Origin of the sequence: Rhodobacter capsulatus, assembly GCF_052363175.1 — a bacterium.
Taxonomy (GTDB): Bacteria; Pseudomonadota; Alphaproteobacteria; order Rhodobacterales; family Rhodobacteraceae; genus Rhodobacter; species Rhodobacter capsulatus_D.
The window spans coordinates 2,283,148-2,301,831 of record NZ_CP198946.1; the positions used below are offsets into that span (position 1 = coordinate 2,283,148).

The 18,684-nt window shown below is 65.8% G+C and carries 18 protein-coding genes; 12 read left to right on the forward strand and 6 right to left on the reverse strand.

Features of this window, described 5'->3' with window-relative positions; all coding sequences use genetic code 11:
- Positions 1–45 precede the first annotated feature (45 nt).
- Positions 46–936 carry a ferredoxin--NADP reductase gene (locus ACTTAI_RS12105; protein ID WP_444451809.1) on the forward strand — a complete coding sequence of 297 codons (891 nt, stop codon included), beginning with the start codon at positions 46–48 and terminating at the stop codon, positions 934–936.
- On the opposite strand, the gene ACTTAI_RS12110 is transcribed toward ACTTAI_RS12105, so the two are convergent.
- Entirely contained in the window at positions 827–1,969 is a 1,143-nt protein-coding gene (locus tag ACTTAI_RS12110; RefSeq protein WP_444451810.1) for a hypothetical protein, read from the reverse strand. The two genes, ACTTAI_RS12105 and ACTTAI_RS12110, sit on opposite strands and share 110 nt — an antisense overlap.
- A gap of 393 nt (positions 1,970–2,362) precedes the next feature.
- On the opposite strand from ACTTAI_RS12110, the gene infC reads away from it, so the two are divergent.
- The 5 genes from infC to ACTTAI_RS12135 all read left to right on the forward strand — a co-directional run bounded on the left by infC (position 2,363) and on the right by ACTTAI_RS12135 (position 6,843).
- Positions 2,363–2,851 carry a translation initiation factor IF-3 gene (infC, locus tag ACTTAI_RS12115; RefSeq protein ID WP_444455751.1) on the forward strand — a complete coding sequence of 163 codons (489 nt, stop codon included), beginning with the start codon at positions 2,363–2,365 and terminating at the stop codon, positions 2,849–2,851.
- Positions 2,852–3,004: 153 nt separating this feature from the next.
- Positions 3,005–3,592, forward strand: coding sequence for a L,D-transpeptidase (locus ACTTAI_RS12120; RefSeq protein ID WP_444451811.1), 588 nt, complete (start codon positions 3,005–3,007; stop codon positions 3,590–3,592).
- 352 nt (positions 3,593–3,944) lie between these two features.
- Positions 3,945–4,970 (forward strand): hypothetical protein, encoded by a 1,026-nt coding sequence (locus ACTTAI_RS12125; RefSeq protein ID WP_444451812.1) that lies wholly within the window; start codon positions 3,945–3,947, stop codon positions 4,968–4,970.
- Complete coding sequence (locus tag ACTTAI_RS12130) at positions 4,967–5,779, forward strand: hypothetical protein (RefSeq protein WP_444451813.1); 813 nt, start codon at positions 4,967–4,969, stop codon at positions 5,777–5,779. Before ACTTAI_RS12125 ends, ACTTAI_RS12130 begins: the two co-directional genes overlap by 4 nt.
- Positions 5,776–6,843 (forward strand): GSCFA domain-containing protein, encoded by a 1,068-nt coding sequence (locus ACTTAI_RS12135; protein WP_444451814.1) that lies wholly within the window; start codon positions 5,776–5,778, stop codon positions 6,841–6,843. Before ACTTAI_RS12130 ends, ACTTAI_RS12135 begins: the two co-directional genes overlap by 4 nt.
- A gap of 24 nt (positions 6,844–6,867) precedes the next feature.
- Here the strand turns inward: ACTTAI_RS12135 and ACTTAI_RS12140 are convergent, their stop codons facing one another.
- Positions 6,868–8,178, reverse strand: a complete 1,311-nt coding sequence (locus ACTTAI_RS12140) for a glycosyltransferase family 61 protein (RefSeq protein WP_444451815.1) — start codon at positions 8,176–8,178, stop codon at positions 6,868–6,870.
- Between the two features lie 14 nt (positions 8,179–8,192).
- On the reverse strand, positions 8,193–8,963 hold the full coding sequence (locus ACTTAI_RS12145; protein ID WP_444451816.1) for a hypothetical protein: 771 nt from the start codon (positions 8,961–8,963) through the stop codon (positions 8,193–8,195).
- Positions 8,964–9,238: 275 nt separating this feature from the next.
- Between ACTTAI_RS12145 and ACTTAI_RS12150 the strand changes: the two genes are divergently transcribed.
- The 3 genes from ACTTAI_RS12150 to ACTTAI_RS12160 all read left to right on the forward strand — a co-directional run bounded on the left by ACTTAI_RS12150 (position 9,239) and on the right by ACTTAI_RS12160 (position 13,809).
- Positions 9,239–11,629 carry a glycosyltransferase family 2 protein gene (locus ACTTAI_RS12150; RefSeq protein WP_444451817.1) on the forward strand — a complete coding sequence of 797 codons (2,391 nt, stop codon included), beginning with the start codon at positions 9,239–9,241 and terminating at the stop codon, positions 11,627–11,629.
- Positions 11,629–12,678, forward strand: a complete 1,050-nt coding sequence (locus ACTTAI_RS12155; protein ID WP_444451818.1) for a glycosyltransferase family 2 protein — start codon at positions 11,629–11,631, stop codon at positions 12,676–12,678. Before ACTTAI_RS12150 ends, ACTTAI_RS12155 begins: the two co-directional genes overlap by 1 nt.
- A gap of 159 nt (positions 12,679–12,837) precedes the next feature.
- Positions 12,838–13,809, forward strand: coding sequence for a phosphoadenosine phosphosulfate reductase (locus ACTTAI_RS12160; protein WP_444451819.1), 972 nt, complete (start codon positions 12,838–12,840; stop codon positions 13,807–13,809).
- A 21-nt stretch (positions 13,810–13,830) separates the two neighbouring features.
- On the opposite strand, the gene ACTTAI_RS12165 is transcribed toward ACTTAI_RS12160, so the two are convergent.
- The 3 genes from ACTTAI_RS12165 to ACTTAI_RS12175 form a co-directional block, all read right to left on the reverse strand.
- Positions 13,831–14,160, reverse strand: coding sequence for a hypothetical protein (locus ACTTAI_RS12165; protein WP_444451820.1), 330 nt, complete (start codon positions 14,158–14,160; stop codon positions 13,831–13,833).
- Positions 14,161–14,247: 87 nt separating this feature from the next.
- On the reverse strand, positions 14,248–14,484 hold the full coding sequence (locus ACTTAI_RS12170; RefSeq protein WP_444451821.1) for a DUF1127 domain-containing protein: 237 nt from the start codon (positions 14,482–14,484) through the stop codon (positions 14,248–14,250).
- 135 nt (positions 14,485–14,619) lie between these two features.
- On the reverse strand, positions 14,620–14,934 hold the full coding sequence (locus ACTTAI_RS12175) for a hypothetical protein (RefSeq protein WP_444451822.1): 315 nt from the start codon (positions 14,932–14,934) through the stop codon (positions 14,620–14,622).
- 142 nt (positions 14,935–15,076) lie between these two features.
- On the opposite strand from ACTTAI_RS12175, the gene pyrC reads away from it, so the two are divergent.
- The 3 genes from pyrC (at position 15,077) to ACTTAI_RS12190 (ending at position 18,625) form a co-directional block, all read left to right on the forward strand.
- Entirely contained in the window at positions 15,077–16,117 is a 1,041-nt protein-coding gene (gene pyrC, locus ACTTAI_RS12180) for a dihydroorotase (RefSeq protein ID WP_444451823.1), read from the forward strand.
- A 104-nt stretch (positions 16,118–16,221) separates the two neighbouring features.
- Positions 16,222–16,902 carry an orotate phosphoribosyltransferase gene (locus ACTTAI_RS12185; RefSeq protein ID WP_444451824.1) on the forward strand — a complete coding sequence of 227 codons (681 nt, stop codon included), beginning with the start codon at positions 16,222–16,224 and terminating at the stop codon, positions 16,900–16,902.
- 241 nt (positions 16,903–17,143) lie between these two features.
- Complete coding sequence (locus ACTTAI_RS12190) at positions 17,144–18,625, forward strand: replicative DNA helicase (RefSeq protein ID WP_013067299.1); 1,482 nt, start codon at positions 17,144–17,146, stop codon at positions 18,623–18,625.
- Positions 18,626–18,684: the final 59 nt, after the last annotated feature.

Below are 18,684 nucleotides of genomic sequence, written 5' to 3' on the forward strand. Positions count from 1 at the left end.
CCCATAGTCATGGCACGCCGCGGCCTTTTGTGGTAATTGCGGCGCATGTTTCCTGCCGCGCCTTCGCATGCGCCGGTGCGGCGCTTCTTCATCGCCCCTTCGGGCCTCAAAGACGAGACGACCGTGAACGAGACCACCCCGATTGCCCCCGCGAAAGTCCTGCCCGATGCGCAGACGGTGACCTCTGTCCGGCACTGGACCGACACGCTGTTTTCGTTCCGCGTGACGCGTCCGCAGACGCTGCGCTTCCGCTCGGGCGAGTTCGTGATGATCGGGCTGCTGGATGACAACGGCAAGCCGATCATGCGTGCCTATTCGATCGCCTCGCCCGCCTGGGACGAAGAGCTCGAATTCTACTCGATCAAGGTGCCGGATGGCCCGCTGACCTCGCGTCTGCAGCACATCAAGGTCGGCGAGCAGATCATCCTGCGCCCGAAGCCCGTCGGCACGCTGGTGATCGACGCGCTGCTGCCCGGCAAGCGGCTGTGGTTCCTGGCCACCGGCACCGGGATTGCACCCTTCGCCTCGCTGATGCGCGAGCCCGAGGCCTACGAGAAATTCGACGAAGTCATCATGATGCACACCTGCCGCACCGTTGCCGAGCTGGAATACGGCCGCCAACTGGTCGAGGCGCTGCAGGATGACCCGCTGATCGGCGAGCTGGTCGAGGGCAAGCTGAAATACTACCCGACCACCACGCGCGAAGACTTCCATCACATGGGCCGGATCACCGACAACCTCGCCTCGGGCAAGGTGTTCGAGGATCTGGGCATCACGCCGATGAACCCGGAAACCGACCGTGCGATGGTCTGCGGCTCGCTGGCGTTCAACGTCGACGTGATGAAAGTTCTGGAAAGCTACGGCCTGCGCGAAGGCGCCAATTCCGAGCCGCGCGAATTCGTGGTGGAAAAGGCTTTCGTCGGCGAAGGCATCTGAGCCTTCCGACAGGATTGAAACGGGCCGTCCCTCTCGGGGCGGCCTTTTTCTTTGGCCGGGTCCGTGCGGGGCAAAAGAAAACGCCGCCCCGAAGGGCGGCGTTTCCGATGTCAAGCGCGCGGCGCTTATTTCGCGGCAGCGGCAGCGGCAGCAGCTTCGGCAGCGGCGGCGGCGGCGACAGCGGCTTCGGCGGCGAGTTTCGCAGCTTCGGCAGCGGCAAGCGCGGCGGCAACCGGGTCAACCGGAGCAGCTTCAGCAGCCGGGGCAGCGGCTTCAGCAGCCGGAGCGGCAGCTTCAGCAGCCGGAGCAGCGGCTTCAGCGGCCGGAGCGGCAGCTTCAGCAGCCGGAGCAGCAGCTTCAGCGGCCGGAGCAGCGGCTTCAGCAGCCGGGGCAGCGGCTTCAGCAGCCGGAGCAGCGGCTTCAGCAGCCGGAGCGGCAGCTTCAGCAGCCGGAGCAGCGGCTTCAGCAGCCGGGGCAGCGGCTTCAGCAGCCGGAGCAGCGGCTTCAGCAGCCGGGGCGGCAGCTTCAGCAGCCGGAGCAGCGGCTTCAGCAGCCGGAGCAGCGGCTTCAGCAGCCGGAGCGGCAGCTTCAGCAGCCGGAGCGGCAGCTTCAGCAGCCGGGGCAGCAGCTTCAGCAGCCGGGGCAGCGGCTTCAGCAGCCGGAGCAGCTTCAGCAGCCGGAGCAGCGTCAGCGGCCGGGGCAGCGGCTTCAGCAGCCGGAGCAGCTTCAGCAGCCGGGGCAGCGGCTTCAGCAGCCGGAGCAGCTTCAGCAGCCGGAGCAGCGTCAGCGGCCGGGGCAGCGGCTTCAGCAGCCGGAGCAGCTTCAGCAGCCGGGGCAGCGTCAGCGGCCGGGGCAGCGGCTTCAGCAGCCGGAGCGGCAGCTTCAGCGGCCGGAGCAGCGGCTTCAGCAGCCGGAGCAGCTTCAGCAGCCGGGGCGGCTTCAGCGGCCGGAGCAGCCTCAGCGACCGGGGCGGCTTCAGCAGCCGGAGCGGCAGCGGCGGCCGGGGTTGCCGGGACGCCCGGCGGCAGTTCATCAACGGGCACGGTGACCACGGTGCGACCCGGCGACATCAAGCCGAGGATCAGGGCCAGCAGGATGCCCCCGCCGATAATGCCAAGCGTCGCCTTGGCATTTTGCGGCAGGTCTTTCCATTTCACTTCGGTCATTCTTCCCCCCTTTTCATGTTGGGACTCTCTTGGGAACGATCAACAATTCCAACTATCGCCTGCACTTGGGAATAAGGAAACGTGTCGCATTGCCGCCTTTTTCGAAGCACAAGCCGATTCCCGCCGAGGTGCTTGCGGAATCCTGTTGAAAGACAAGGCCCCTGCCCCTATTTTGCGCGCCATTCGCTCACCACAAAAGGATCAGAGCCATAGCCCGCAGACCGCACAATGCCCCGCCGCAACGCGAGACCGGCCCCCGGATCAACGAACGCATCCGCGCGCCTGAAATCCGCCTGATCGGGGCGGATGGGGAGAACGTCGGCGTGGTCACCCCCGCCCGTGCGATGCAGATGGCCGAAGAGGCCGGGCTCGACCTCGTGGAAATCTCGCCGACCGCCGTTCCGCCGGTGTGCAAGATCATGGACTTCGGCAAGTTCAAATACGAACAGCAGAAGAAAGAGGCCGAAGCTCGCAAGAAGCAGAAGGTCATCGAGATCAAGGAAATCAAGTTCCGTCCGGGCACCGACACGCATGACTACGAGGTCAAGATGCGCTCGGTGATGAAATTCCTGGAGGAAGGCGACAAGGTCAAGGTCACGCTGCGCTTCCGCGGTCGCGAGATGGCGCACCAGCAGCTTGGCATGGAACTTCTGAACCGGGTCGTGGGCGATGTCGGCGATGCCGGCAAAGTCGAATCGATGCCGAAGCTCGAAGGCCGCCAGATGGTGATGATGATCGCGCCGAAATAAGCGCTGCCATCCCTGCCGCGAAAAAAGGCCTCCCATCCGGGGGGCCTTTTTCATCTTGCCCCCCTCTCACTCGCTCGTGACAGGAGTTGACTGGAACCTGCCGCATCGCTGTCGAATTATGCATTGGTGATATTCACAATTCAGGAGGCCAGAATGCCCCGTCTCACCCGTCGTCTGCTCATCGGTTCCGGTGCCGTTGCGCTTTTCGCGCCCTCGGTTCTGCGGGCGGGCACGCAGGACGTGCCGATGGCCAGCCAGCCCGCAATCGTGGCCCCGCCGACACGCGCCAATATCTCGGCCTTCCGCACGATCGACTGGCGCGACCACTTCGACCGGCTCGACCGCGTGACGCTGATTGCCGACACGGTCTCGAAGGCGCTGCATTACTGGGCGGCCGAGGGGGCGGAGTATCGCATCTATCCGACCTCGGTGCCGAAAAGCCCGGAACTGACCCGCACCGGCTATACCGAGATCGTGCGCAAGCGCGAAAACCCATGCTGGACGCCCACCGCCTCGATGCTGGCCGCCGATCCGAGCCTGCATCCGATGGGCCCGGGGCCGGACAATCCGCTTGGCACGCGGGCGATGTATCTCGATTGGCCCGCCTATATCATCCATGGCACCCATGACACCCGCAAGATCGGCCGCAAAAGCTCGTCGGGCTGCATCGGGCTCTTCAACGCGCAGGTCGAGGCGCTTTATCCGCTTTGCCCCGTCGGCACGCAGGTGAAGGTGCTCTGAGCCCGTTCCGAAGCCATGGGCCAAAAAATAAAGCGCTGCGGGAGGGAGGCCCGCAGCGCGTTATTTGGAACCCGACGAGGGAGAACGTCCGGGTTCTGTTTCAGGTTCCGCAGGCTTGCGCCGTTTCAGGGAGATTGGGAACCTGATGAGGTGTTTCTAGCGGCTTCGGGGTCCAAACGACTTTGACATAGGTCAATACGCCATTGGCGATTGCTGCGACATTTTGGCAGCGCAGCATGACGCCATTCCGCAGAGCGTCGCAAAGAGCCCCGGCTTTGCCCTGAATTGTCCATGATTGGCTTTCAAACTGCGACAACGACGCATACTCTGCAGCGAAAAGAAGGCAGGACAGATGATCGACGCAGATGATGAGCCCGAAACCGACGCCGTGGACGCTCCCGCAGCGCATGGGGTTGCGGGAACGATCCGGCTCAGCCTTCTGGGCGCCGATCCCGCCCTGGCGCAGGCGCTGCGGCGCGGCGGGGCCGTGCTCGCCGATGCCGAACCCGGGCCGAAACAGGCCTCGGCAGCGCTTCTGGCGCGGTTTCACTACGGGCTGGCCTCGGCCCGCGCCGGGCGGCTCGGCGATGTGCGGCTGATCGCGCAGCTTTTTGAAGAGGTCGCGACCCGCTCTGCCCCACTCCTCTGGCCGCAGCCCGACGGGACACAGGTCGATGCCGCCCGCCCCGAGGTTGATCCGGCGGGCCTGCCCGATACCGCAGCCGCCACCGCCTATCGCGCGGCGCATCTTGATGCGCTCGCAAAACTTCTGGGCGAGACTGAAACGCTGATCCTGCCGCTCTCTGCCCCGGCGCTTCTGTGCGATCCGCAGAGCGGGCGCGTCGCGCCCCGCCCGGCGCCGGGCGTCGTCATCCCTGACTGGCCCGAGGCGCCGGGAACGGCCGAAGACCTCGATGCGGGCTTTGCCCGACTTCTGTCAGCACTGACCACACTGGCCCCGAACGCGGCGCTGCGGCTGATCGTTCTGCCCGCCCCGGCGGAAGCCTCGACCGAGACACAAGCGGCCCATGCCCTTGTCGCGTCCCGTGCTGCCGCCTGGGCGCGCGCGCAGCCCCGCGTCGCACATGACCCGGTGCTCGATGCGCTGGTCGCGCGGCTTGCCACCCTGCCGACCGAAGACCGTGATTTCGACCGCCTTGCCACGCTGATCGTGCGGCTCTGTGGCGGGGCGGATCTGCTCGATCTGGTCGAGGGCACGGCCGCGCCACTCGCGCCCCCGCCCGAGACAGACCGCAAGGCACGGCAGAAAGACCCCGAGCGCCGCGCCAAACGCAAGGCCAAGGCCGAAGCAAGGGACAAGGGAAAGACCGCGAAAGTGATGTGCGAAGACGAGCTGCTGGAGGCGTTTTCGAAATGAGCCTGCGGCTGTGCGTGATCGGCAATTCCCATATCGGGGCGATCAAACTGGGCTGGGACCGGCTGATGGCCGAGGCGGTTCCGGGCTGGGACGCCATCGAGCCGACATTTTTCGGCGCGCCCTCGGACGGGATGCGCCATGTCGCGCTGCAAGACGGCGCGCTCGTGCCGACGCGGCAGAAGATCACCAGCCATTTCCGTCAGTTGTCGGGCGGCTATGACCGGATCGATCTGGCGCGCTTCGACGCCTTCCTGCTGATCGGGCTCAACATGTCCTCGAAGCGCATCTTGCGCTTTTACAAGAGCCACGCCTGGGTCGGGCTGTCCGGCACGGCGGGCAAGACGCTGGTGCATCCGGCCTTTGCCGAGGCGTTCCTGACCGAGCGCTATCGCAGCACGCAGCTTTTCGAACATGCCGAACGCCTGCGCGGTGCCACCGACAAGCCGGTGCTGGCGCTCGCCGAGCCGCATTGGGCCGATTGGGCGCGACAGGCGCCCGAGGGCACCTCGGATTACGGCTGGGACGCCGCGATCTGCGCGGGCGATGGCCCGGCGATCGGCGAGATGTTCCTGCGCGTTGTCGGCGCGGCGCTTGCGCCCCATGCGATCTTCGTGCCGCAACCGCCCGAGACCGTCGCCGATGGCGTGACCACTCGCGGCGCCTATAACAAGGAGGCCTCGCGCCTCATTTCCGGCGAGGGCGGCGGCACCGACGCCTCGCACATGAATGCCGATTTCGGACTGGCCTGCTGGGCGGCGATCCATCCCGCCCTGACCGCGGCCAGCTGCATCGAAGGAGTGCCCGCATGACCCGCTCGCCCTATCAAGGCATCGACGCCCGCGCCTTCTGGCGCACCGGCATGGCCGAGGCCGCCTATCCGCCGCCCGATCTGTATCGCCCGCGCTGGGAACTGACGAAGACCGACCGGATCGTCACCGCGGGGTCCTGCTTTGCCCAGCATGTCGGCCGGGCCCTGCGCAAGAACGGCTTCAACGTGCTCGACGCCGAGCCGCGGCCGGTCCACATCGCCCCTGAAGACGGGCCGAGCCACGGCTATGACATGTATTCGGCGCGGTACGGCAACCTCTACACCACCCGCCAGCTGCGCCAGCTGATCGAGGAGGCCTGGGGCAGCCCGCGCGAGTTCGACGCGATCTGGGAAAAGGACGGCCGCTTTTACGACGCCTTGCGCCCGAACATCGAACCGGGCGGCTTTGCGAGCGCCGACGCGGTCAAGGCCGAGCGGGCGAGACACCTTGAAAAGGTGCGCGAGGTCTTCGGCCAAGCCGATGTCTTCATCTTCACGCTGGGCCTGACCGAGGCCTGGCTGCACAAGCCCTCGGGGCAGGTCTATGCGACTGCGCCCGGCACGATCGCGGGCAGCTACGACCCCGAGATCCATGCTTTCGCGAATTTCCGCACGGCCGAGGTGAAGGCCGATCTGGAAGCGGCGCTTGCGCGGCTCAAGGCGCTCAACCCGGCGCTGCGGGTGCTGCTCACCGTCTCGCCGGTGCCGCTGACTGCGACTGCCTCGGAGGCACATGTGCTGACGGCCACCACGCTCTCGAAATCCGTGCTGCGCGCCGTCGCGGGCGAGATGCAGGCCGACTGGCCGGAGGTGGATTATTTCCCCTCCTACGAACTTGTCACCTCGGTGAAGGCCGGGGGGGCGTGGTTCGAGCCGAACCTGCGCTCGGTGCGGGAAGCTTCGGTGGCGCAGGTGATGGCGGTCTTTACCCGCGCGCATCTGGGCGAGGCCGCGCCGCTCGCAGAAGTCGAGGAAACCCCGGCCGAAGACCGTGCCGCGCGTCGCGCCGAGCGTCAGGAACGCAAGGCCGCGCGTGAAGAGCGCCGGGCAAGGCGCGGAAAATAAACGTGAAACAGGCGTCAGGCGGCCTCAGCCCTCGGGCCGGGCCGCCGCGCGTTTTTCGCGCCGCTCGGTCTTGTCCGCCTGCCGCGCCATCCGCGCCGCCCGGCGTTCCTCGCCCTTGAGCTTGCCTTCCTTGCCCGGTTTCGTGCCGGACTTGTCCTTGCGCCGCCGCGCGCCACCGTCGGCCTCGGGCAGCTCGCGCCGTGCCCCGCGCGCCAGCGGCTCGAACCTGAGCTTGCCGCTCAGCGCATCTTCGAACAGATGCACGCCCGCCTGAATGTCGGCCTCGGACATCGCCGGGATCTCGGTGCCGTCGGGCAGGAAACCGCCCGCGACGAGCGCGCGCCCCAGCGCGGGCAGATCGAGTTGGCCGACCGAATGCCGATCCGCACGCTTGCGATCCGAGCGCACCCAATCCTGTTCGATCACGTCGATCACCAGCGGCGCCCGCCCGGTGAAGGCGGTCAGATGGGTGACGATGCTGTCCGAGACGTCGCTGACGCGGCGGCGGATCATCGCCACCTGCTGATCGGTGCGGCCCACCATCGCCACCATGTGCAGCGCCGAGCCATCCAGCGCCACCACCTGCCGCGCCGCCTTGTAATGGGCGATCTGCGCTTCAAGGCTGTGTTTCTGCGGGTGGAAAATCTCGTAGCCAGCGGCGGCCAGCGCCGCTTCGATCCGGTCCTCGCCCAGAACGCCGCCCCGGCTGGCGCCCAGCGCGGACCGGGAAATGTAAAGCTTTTCCGCCCCTTGCGGCGCGATATCGCGCGCGAAGCGGGACTGGAAGAAGGCGCGGAACGGCTCGGTCCCGGCGGCAATCGCGCCAAGGCCGAAGCCCTGTCCGGGCACTTCGAGACACTCGACCCGCGTCGGCTGCGCAAGAATGCGGATCGGCACGTCGATCCCCAGAAGATCGAAGAAAAGCCGCTGGAACGGCTGCAGCTTCAGCTCGCCCTCGACCTCGATCGTCTCGCGCTTGACGGTGAAGACGAAGCCATCGACCGCCCCCTTCAGCGCATCGAGCGCCCAGAGCCGTGGCGTGCTTTCAACGAGAAAATGGCCGAAGTGATTGAGCAGGACACCGCCCCAGATCCAGCGCCCGGGCAACTCGGCCACGGGTTCGGGGCGCGGCTCCGGCTCGACCATCAGGCGACGGCCGCGCCAGAGCACCCCCTCGTGCACATAGGCGCCCTCGGCGTCGAAGACGCCCATCGGCTGCACCATGTCGGCCACGGTCGCAGGCACGACGAGCGCCTGCGGCACGGTCACGATCTTCGTGGACCAGCCACCAAGCGGCTGCGGGGCGCGGCAAGGATCGTCGTCGTGGGCAACCATCTGATCCCCCGCGGTTACTTCGTGACCTTGGTCGGCTTGCGAATCGTCGCGGGCGCTTGCCGGATCTTCGAAAAGATCGGGTAATCCGCAGCGGCGAAAGCCTCGGCATCGACGCTTTCAAAGGCATCGTAGAACCGCCCGACCCCATAGGGCACCAGATCGATCGAGGTCCATTCGGCCAGAATCGCCTCGTAATTGTCGCGCAGCACGGTGTTCGCCGGATCAAGGTTCGAGACGAACACCAGCCCGGTCGGACGGCAGTTCAGCACCGTCAGCTCCAGATCCGGGCGATATTTGCGCAAGATCGGAATGAGCTTCCACACGTCGCCCGTCCACGGTCCCTTCGGCAGGTTCTTCAGATCGCGCGTCAGCATCTTTTCGTTGAAGGGCACGCAATCATGCAGCGCGATCACCCCCTCGGGGTTGGTCAGCGCTTCGGTGTTCATGAAGTCGCGCAGCAGGTATTCGAACAGGTGCATCCCGTCGAGGAACGAGAAGGAAATCTGGATCCCCATCTTCTCGAGCATCCCCGAGGCGAAGAAATCGTCGCTGGTCTGCTGGAAGATCAGCAGTTGCGGTTTCGAGCCGATCACGTCGACTTCGGCCTTGAAGAAGGGGTCGACGGCGATCGTCTTGCCACGCACCGGCGCGAAGCTGCGCCCGGCCCGGCAGCCGATTTCCATGTACCAGTCAAAGACCATCCGCTGGTGCAGTTCATCGAAGAATTCGATGTATCTCTGCCCCGGATTCCGACGGAACGCCTCGACTTTCTTGGCTCCGAACATCTGCCCACCCTCTTGTTTTATGCACGCGCATTCTATCCGCTCCCGATGGCTTGGCAAGGAGAGCGCCCTCGGCCCGGTGAAAACATCGGCTTTGGCCGAATTCGAAGCGATTTTCAGGCGATTTTCGGGCATTGCCAGATAGAGAACAATTTATTGCGGCCGTTGATCAATCCGCAACAATCCCGCGACGCGGCGGGCAAAGTTGCGCTTCGGCCCAGCGCTTGTTTGAAAGCACGGGGCCGCCCTGATAAGACAGGGAAAAACCCGGAGTGCAGATGGTGGGATCGACGGTCGTCGCGCGGCAGATGCAGACAAGCCCCTTCGAGGGCGGCCCCGAGGGGTTGCGACTGCTTGACGCCGTGATCTGGCCCGAGCTGCGCAATGGCCGACCGGGACGCACGCTGCGGCTCTTTTTTGCTCATCCCGCCTTTGCCGGGCAGATCGCCGCCGTGGCCCCCGAAGGCGGGGTCGAGGTGATCGACCGGCGCGAAGTGGCGGGGGGTGTGATGGTGCATGGCCGCGCCGCGCCGGAAGGCCCGCTGCTGCTGGGTCTGTGCCCCGAGGCCCAGCGCCCGGTCAAAGTCGAGGGCGAGAGCGACGCTCCCGCCCCCGTCGAAGCGCCGCAAGGCCCGGTGCTGCCGGTCGAGATCGCCCCCGCCGCGGCCGAGACCGATCTCTTCGCAGGCAAGTTCTGTCTTTTTGCGCAACGGCTCGAGGAAAGCGCGCTCTGCATCGCCGATTGGCTGTGCTGGCATCACGACCTGCACGGGGCTCAAGGCGCGCTGATCCTCGACCGCTCACCGCCTGACAGTCCGATGGGTCATGGCACCGATCTGGCAGCGGCGGTGGCGCGCGAGCTGGAGGCGCGCGAGCTGGCGATGACCGTCGTCGTGCTGCATTCCCCCGTGCCCCTCGGCAAACCCGACCACGGGCCGGAGAACCACCCCTTCCACGCTCCCGACGCGCCGGGCAAGGACCGGATGGAGGTTCCCGCGAACGACCCGTGGCGGGCGCCGCTCGGTCAGGGGATCGTTCTGGAACTGGCGAAATGGCGGTTTCTCGCCCGCGCCCGCGTCGTCTTGCAGCTTGACGTGACCGACATCCTGCAACCGCGCCCCGAAGGCGCCCCCTCGGCTTTCGAGGCTTGTCTCGCCGCCCCCACCGGCATGGTGACACTGGTGGGGCGGCGCATCTATCCGTGGCGGGTGCGCGCCGGGGCCGAGACTCGGTTTTCCGATCACCTGTGCCGGCAATTCGACGCGACGCGCGGCATTGCCCGCTGGGGCGTCGCGCCCGGCAAGACCAGTCTTGACGCGACCTGGCGGCTCTTGCGCATCGCCTATACGAAGCCCGATCCGGCGAGCCTCTTTCCGTTCTGGCGCGCGATGGGGCTGCGCGTGCCGGGACGGGCGGCCTCGGAACTGGCGCCCAAGACCTCGTTGATCGAAGACCCCGAGCTGTTACAAGCCGCGACCGGGATCTGGGGGGCAAAACCGATCCGCCCGCCGGTCTCGAAACCGCGCGCGGCCCCGCAACGCGCCACCGAGGCCGGGCGCACCTGCATCGTCACCACGATGAAGAACGAAGGCCCCTTCATTCTGGAATGGATCGCCTATCACCGCGCCATCGGCGTCGATGACTTCCTGATCTACACCAATGATTGCACCGACGGCACCGACACGATGCTCGACATGCTGCAGCGAAAGGGGATCTGCCAACACCGCGACAATCCGTTTCGGACGATGGACATGCCGCCCCAGCACGCGGCCTTGGAAAGCGCCGAGAAGGAGCCGCTGATCCAGAATTGCGGCTGGGCGATCTGCATGGATGTCGATGAATTCATCGACGTGAAGATCGGCGACGGCACCTTGCGCGCTTTGTATGAGGCGATGGGCGAGGCGAACATGATCGCCCTCACCTGGCGGCTTTTCGGCAATTGCGACGTGCATGAGTATCACGACCGCTTCCTGATCGAGCAATTCACCACCTGCGCCCCCGAGATCGTGCGCAAACCGCATCAGGCCTGGGGCTTCAAGACGCTCTTTCGCAACATCGACATCTACAAGAAGCTGGGCGTGCACCGGCCGAAGGGGCTGTTGCCCGACCTTTGGGATCAGGTGATCTGGCTGAACGGATCGGGCAAGCCGATGCCGCGCGAGATGTATCGCAACGGCTGGCGCTCGACCGCGACCACCTATGGCTATGACTGGGTGCAGCTGAACCACTATGCCGTGCGCTCGGCCGAAAGCTTTCTGGTCAAGCGCGACCGCGGCCGGGTGAACCATGTCGACCGAGATCAGGGGCTGAACTACTGGTTCCGGATGAACCACAACGCAGTGGAAGATCGCTCGATCCAGCGGATGATCCCGCAAACGCGGGCCGAGTTCGACCGGCTTCTGGCCGATCCCGAGATCCGCGCCGCGCATGAGTTTTCCGTCGCCGCGCATCGGGCAAAGATCGCGGAGCTGCGCTCGACCGAGGCTTACGCGAATTTCTACGCCGAGCTTTGCTCCGAGCGGTTCGAGAAGCTCTCGCGCATTCTCCATGTCTTCGGCTCGGCCGTGTTCAACGCCGGTCCCGGGGTGATCCCGGCGGCGATGCCGCTCGACAACCTGCCGCCCGGCTTCTTCTTCACTGTCGAGCACGAGGGCGAGGCGAACCACTGATGCGCGCGCTGGCCATTCTGACAGTGAAGAACGAGGCGGCCTTCCTGCTCGAATGGCTCGCCCATCACCGCGCCGTGGGCTTCACCGATTTTCTTGTCTTTTCGAACGATTGCAGCGACAGCACCGAGGCGCTGCTGGACCGGCTGCAGGCGCTTGGCGAACTGACGCATGTGCGCAACCCGGGTCCGTGGCGCGAGGGGCCGCAATGGGCGGCGCTGAAGGCGGCGGACAAACACCCGCTCACCCGCGCCGCCGATTGGGTTCTGGTCGCGGACATCGACGAATTCGTCAACATCCATACGGGCGACGGCACGCTTGCGGCGCTTTGGACCGCGCTGCCGCAAGCCACCGCCATTGCCCTCACCTGGCGGCTTTTCGGCAATGCGGGTGTGGTCGATTTCCGCGACGCGCCAGTGACCACGCAATTCCCCCGCGCCGCCCCCCCGGGCATGACCTGGCCTTGGCGGGCGAGCCTGATCAAGACGTTCTTTCGCAACGACGGCACCTATGGCAAGCTCGGCGTGCACCGCCCCCGCGCCCCCGATCATGACCGGCTGGCGAAAACGGTCTGGGTCGATGGCAGCGGCCGGGTGCTGCCCGAGACCTACCGCACCGGGCGGATCTTCACGCCGCTCGGCGAAGACCCGTGGCAGCTGGTGCAACTCAATCACTATGCACTCGGTTCGATGCAGGGCTACGTGCTCAAATGCGACCGCGGCCGGGCGAACCGCGAAGCCTCGACCTTCGATCTGAGCTACTGGGTCGAGCGCAATTTCTGCGACATCGAAGATCGCAGCATCGCCCGGTATGCTCCCGCCAACGCCGAAGGCCTCGCCCGGCTGCGCGCCGATCCCGAGATCGACCAACTGCATCGCGCGGGCGTCGCCTGGCGGCAGAGGCGCTTCGCCGAACTGATGGCCGAGGAATCCTTCCGCGCACTTTTCGGGCGGCTGATGCTGACGCCGCCCTCGCGCCCGCTGCCCGCCCCGCTGGCGGCGCGGATGCAGGCGCTTGGCCTTGCCGCAGCCACAAAGCTGCCACCGACGTAAACGAAGTGGAAACACTGCGCCGCTTTGCGAGGCATTGACCCCGAACTTCCTACAATCCGATCTATTTTCCCGCCCGCGCCGCATTTCCGGCAGGGCAGAGCAATGCTAGATTAACCTTGTTCACGCCACTCTGTTGCAGCGATGCGCAGGAGGGCTGCAATGGACGGGGGAACACTGGAAGTCAGGGCCATGCGGGATCTCAGCGACAGCGACTGGCTGCACCATATCGAGCATCTGGGCGATCTTGAGGGCTATTATGAGCCGCTGGGTCCGGCACATTCGGTGCTTTTTGCCGATCGCGGCCCGGTGCTTCTGGTCAGCTTCGAGATTCGCGCCGCGATCCGTGCCCGCTCCGAGGAAGAACTGCCAGCTGGCTTCTCTCTGGCAGAGGCGGGCGGCCATTCCAGTCTGACGATCATCGGCCATGACGAAAGCTGGTTCCGCGATCCGACCGTCTATGCCTATTTCGACCGTCTCGTGGACGAAGCCTTCTTCGAGGATTTCGACCGCGTGGTGTTTTACGGCGCGGGCAGCTGCGGCTATGCGGCCGCGGCCTATTCGGTGGCCGCCCCCGGGGCGACGGTGATCATGCTGGCACCGCAGGCGACGCTTGACGCACGTCTGACCGCCTGGGACGACCGCTTCCGGCGGCGGCGGCGGCAGAATTTCACCGACCGTTACGGCTTTGCCCCCGACATGCTCGACGGCGCCGGGGCCGCCTATATCATCTATGATCCGCTGATCGCCGAGGATGCGATGCATGCTGCGCTGATGGCACGGCCGCATGTGACGCTGCTGCCGTGCCGCAATCTGGGCAGCACGCCCGAAACCGCGCTGGCCGAGATCGACGCGCTGGAACCGATGCTGACGCAGGCTTGTGCAGGAACCTTCACCCCGGCGATATTCTGGCGGCTCTGGCGCGGGCGGCGCAATGCGACGCGCTATCTGCGCCGGTTGGCGGGCCATCTCGACAGGTCTGACCGGCCCTTTCTCGAGGCGCTCCTGTGCCGCAATGTGGTGGCGCGACTGGGTGGGCCCCGGTTCCGCAACCGTCTGGCCGCTCTCGAAGATCAGTTGGAAAAATCGGGCCATCCGCTACCCGAACCGGCGACAAGCCGCACCCCGGCCTGAACCGCCCCGGGGAGTGACGTCTCAGACCGTCGCCACCACGGAATCACCGTCTTCCTCGGCGGTCTCGTCATCATGCGGGCGGAAGACATGCGTCGTGACCTGTCGACGCATGATGCCGCGCGCCACCTGATCAAGGATCAATTCTTCGGGCGCGAAAAGCGGCGCGGGGGTGAAGGCTTCGAAGACCGCAGCCGTCTCCAGACCGAGCGCGCGCAACGCCTGCATCAGCGCTTCGTCAGCCCGCACCAGAAGGCGTTCCGGCTCGATCTGGCAGGGCGCCCGGAATTGTCCCACGCAAAGCGCCGCCAGAACCAGATCACCGCGCACTTCGGTCAGGGTTTCCTGCGACATCTCCCGCTCCTTCCGCAATCTTCATCGCGGCCAGTATCGACCGCGCGCGAGCCCCGCGCAAGAGGATTGGCCGCCGCAGGGGAGCGCTCAGTAGCAGTAGCGGTCGCGGAAGACGTGCGGCACGATCTCGTCGCGGGTGATGTGATGCAGCGCCAGTTCGGCATCCGACATCGCGCGCAGACGCGATACCTCGCGCAGACGCGCGCCGGTTTCAAGCACATCGACAAGCCCCTCGCCCAAGGCGGACGGCAGTCGGGTCAGACGCGTGGCGATGCCCTTGAACGGTGTCTTGGCCGGCGCGTCATGCAGTTCGACAAAAGTCATGGAAACCTCCTGACAGGGTGCAGAATGTTTCCTCCCATCCGGGCAACATAGGGACCGGGCCGAGGCTCGACAATCGCGATTGCCGAAACCCCGCCCTGCATTTTCTGCAATGCAGCGTAAAACGCCGCGCCCTTTTCAGCAGCGATAGGCTTTGGCCGACAGCTGATAGACCGGCTCGCCCGGAATCACCGGATCGAAGACGACGGTGTTGGCGCCGTCGCCCTTCGCCATGTCGAGGATCTTGTTGCGGGCGTAGCGCTCTGCCTCATGCCCGACAAGCGGGCCATAAAGCCCGGGCTCGTTGGTGATCGTGCTCGTCATCTTGCACTGCGTCACCTCGGCCGCAGTGGCGATGCGCACTTCGGGCACGCCGCGAAAGCCCGGATCGTTGCAGCCCGCAAGGGCGGTGGCGGCGGCAAGGCCCGCCAAAGCGATGAACCGTGTCGTCATGTGTCTCTCCATCCTCCCCCGAGGCCCCTGCAGGGTGACGCATGGGGAAGCCGTCGTCCAGAGCCCCGCGGTCACATCAGCGCGAAGCCGCCTGCGCCGCTTGGCACTGGAAAAGCCAGGGACGATTGTGTAACCCGTGCCCATGACCCGCATCACCCTTCCCCGCCCCGATGATTGGCACCTGCATCTGCGCGACGGCGCGATGCTTTCGGGTGTCCTGCCCGAAACCACGCGCCATTTCGCCCGCGCCATCGTGATGCCCAATCTGGTGCCGCCGGTGGTGACCGGCGCCGAGGCAGCGGCCTATCGCGACCGCATCCGCGCCGCGATGCCCGAAGGCGCGAGCTTCGAGCCGCTGATGACGCTTTACCTGACCGAAACCACCGAGCCCGCCGATGTCGCGGCAGCGGCGGCTTCGGGTCTGGTGAAAGCGGTGAAGCTGTACCCGGCCGGGGCGACGACGAATTCGCATTCGGGCGTGCGCGACTTCGACAAGGTCCGCGGCGTGCTGGAAAAAATGGCCGAGATCGGCCTGCCGCTTTGCGTGCATGGCGAGGTCGTCGATCCCGCCGTCGACATTTTCGACCGCGAAGCGGTGTTCATCGAGACCGTCCTCGACCCGATCCGCCGCGCGACGCCCGGCCTGCGCGTGGTGATGGAACATATCACCACGAAAGACGGCGTGGATTATGCCCGCGCGCAAGGCGACGATCTGGGCGCGACGATCACCACGCATCACCTGATCATCAACCGCAACCATATTCTGGTTGGGGGCATCAAGCCGCATTACTACTGCCTGCCGGTGGCAAAGCGCGAACACCATCGCCTTGCCCTGCGCGAAGCGGCGACCGGCGGCGAGGCCCGGTTCTTCCTTGGCACCGATTCCGCGCCGCATGTCGACCCGCTGAAGGAATGCGCCTGCGGCTGCGCGGGCTGCTTCACCGCGACGAACACGATGAGCCTTCTCGCCCATGTCTTCGAGGAAGAGGGCAAACTGGCAAACCTGTCCGCCTTCGTCTCGGAAAATGGGCCGCGTTTCTATCGCCTGCCAGTGAACCGTGAAACGCTGACGCTCGAAAAGACCGCCGCCGCCGCGACCTGGCCCGCCAAGATCGAGACCGGCGCCGGTCCCGTCACCGTCTTCGACCCGGGCTTCCCGGTCTTCTGGCACGCAATCGACTGATCCTTTTTCTTGGGGCAAATACGCTCTTTTCCACCCGCCCCCCGGGCGCCACGGTCGAAAAGAGGCGTATTTGCGCCAAGAAAAAACAGCATGAGGACACGCACATGATCCCCTCCTCCTATCCCGCCAAGGAAGAAATCGCCCGCCTGACCGCGCGGATGCTTCTGGAAATCAAGGCGGTGCATTTCAACGCCGAGACGCCCTTCACGCTGGCGTCGGGCCTGCCCTCGCCGACCTATATCGACTGCCGCAAGCTGATCAGCTATCCGCGCATCCGCTCGACGCTGATGGATTTCCTCGCCATCACCGTGCTGCGCGACGCGGGCTTTGAGGCCTTTGACAACATCGCCTGCGGCGAGACCGCGGGGATCCCCTTCGCCGCGATGGTGGCCGAGCGCCTGGCGCTGCCGATGACCTATGTGCGCAAGAAGCCCAAGGGCTACGGCCGCAATGCCCGGATCGAGGGCGCGATGACCGAGGGCCAGCGCGTGCTGCTGGTCGAGGATCTGACCACCGATGGCGGCTCGAAACTGAGCTTCGTCGATGCGATCCGCGAAACCGGCGCCACCTGTGCCCATACCGCGGTGATCTTCTACTACGGCATCTTCCCGGAAACCGTGCCGACGCTCGCCGCGCATGGGGTGCAACTGCACCACCTGTGCACCTGGTGGGACGTGCTGGCCGAGGCCCGCGCGCAGGGCGCCTTTGACGCCGCGACGCTCGATGAGGTCGAGGCCTTCCTCAGCGCCCCGCGCGCCTGGCAGGACGCCCACAAGAAGGCCTGAGATTTCCGGGGAGAACCCCGGGGATACGCCTGTGGATGAAATGGGGACAACCCGGGGCGACTCGCGCGCCCGGGGGGATACCCGCAATATCTTGTGGTCCTTGGTGGAAATTCCCCCAAAAATGCGCTAAACTGCGGCGCGGTTGCGCTTTTGTCCACAGGGTTATCCGACCTTGCGGAAGGTTTCCGTTTTCCCCCGCCCGTCGCTAGAAGAGCCCGGGGGATGGGATCATGAGGCAGAAATGAACACGCTTGCACCGATCAGACCCGAGATGCCGGAAGAAGAGGCTCTGCCGCATAATATCGAGGCGGAACAACAGCTTCTGGGGCTGATCCTGACGAATAACGATGTCATGGACCGGATCGCCTCGGTGGTGCGGGCGGAGCATTTCTTCGAACCCGTGCATCGCACCATCTTCGAAGTGGCGGCGGCGCGAATCCAGAAGAACGCGCTCGCCTCGCCGGTGACGCTCAAGGCCTATCTGGAGGATGACGAGGGGCTCAAGGCGCTTGGCGGCGCCACTTATCTCGCGCGTCTTGCCGGGGCGGCGATCTCGTCTTACGCCGCGCGCGACTATGCGCAGATGATCCATGACCTTGCGCTGCGGCGCGAGCTGATCCGGCTCGGCAAGGATCTGTCCGCTTCGGCGCAGAAGGTCGAGGTCGGGCTGGAACCCGAAGACCTGATCGTGAAGACCGAGGGCGCGCTTTACAAGCTTGCGGAATCGGGCACGGCCGACAAGGGATTTGTGAGCTTTCTCAAGGCGGTGACCGAAGCGGTGCAATCGGCGAATGCCGCCTACCAGCGCGAGGGCGGGCTCGCGGGCGTCTCGACCGGCCTGCGCGATCTCGACCGCAAGCTGGGCGGTCTGCACCCCTCCGACCTTCTGATCCTCGCCGGTCGTCCCTCGATGGGGAAGACCTCGCTTGCGACCAACATCGCCTTCAACATCGCCAAGGCCTACAAGCGCGGGATGCGCCATGACGGCACCGAAGGCGCGGTCGAGGGCGGTGTCGTCGGCTTCTTCTCGCTCGAAATGAGCGCCGAGCAGCTCGCCGCGCGCGTGCTCTCGGAAGCGTCCGAAGTGCCTTCGGAACAGATCCGCCGCGGCGACATGACCGAGGCCGAGTTCCGCCGCTTCGTCGAGGCGGCGAAGGCGCTCGAGACCTGCCCGCTTTACATCGACGACACCCCCGCCCTGCCTATCTCGCAGGTGGCGGCGCGGTGTCGGCGGCTCAAGCGCACGCATGGGCTCGACGTGGTGATCGTCGACTACCTGCAGCTGCTGCGCGGCTCGGGGCGGACCGACAACCGGGTGCAGGAAATCGGCGAGATCTCGATGGGGCTGAAGGCGATCGCGAAAGAGCTGAACATTCCGGTGATGGCGCTGTCGCAGCTCAGCCGGACGGTGGAAAGCCGCGAAGACAAACGACCCCAGCTGAGCGACCTGCGCGAATCGGGCTCGATCGAACAGGACGCCGACGTGGTGATGTTCGTCTATCGCGACGAATATTATCATGAACGCCTGAAGCCGCCGGAAGACGACCCGAAATTCGCCGAATGGATGCAAAAGGCCGAGCGCGTGCATGGCAAGGCCGAGGTGATCCTGGGCAAGCAGCGCCACGGGCCGATCGGCACCGTCGAGGTTGCGTTCGAAAGCCGCTTCACCCGGTTCTCGGACCTGGCCCGGCCCTGGCAGGGCGACGGTTCGGACGGGTTCTGAGCCAAAGCCGGGGGCTTCGCGCCCCCGGACCCCCGCGGGATATTTGCGGCAAGATAAAA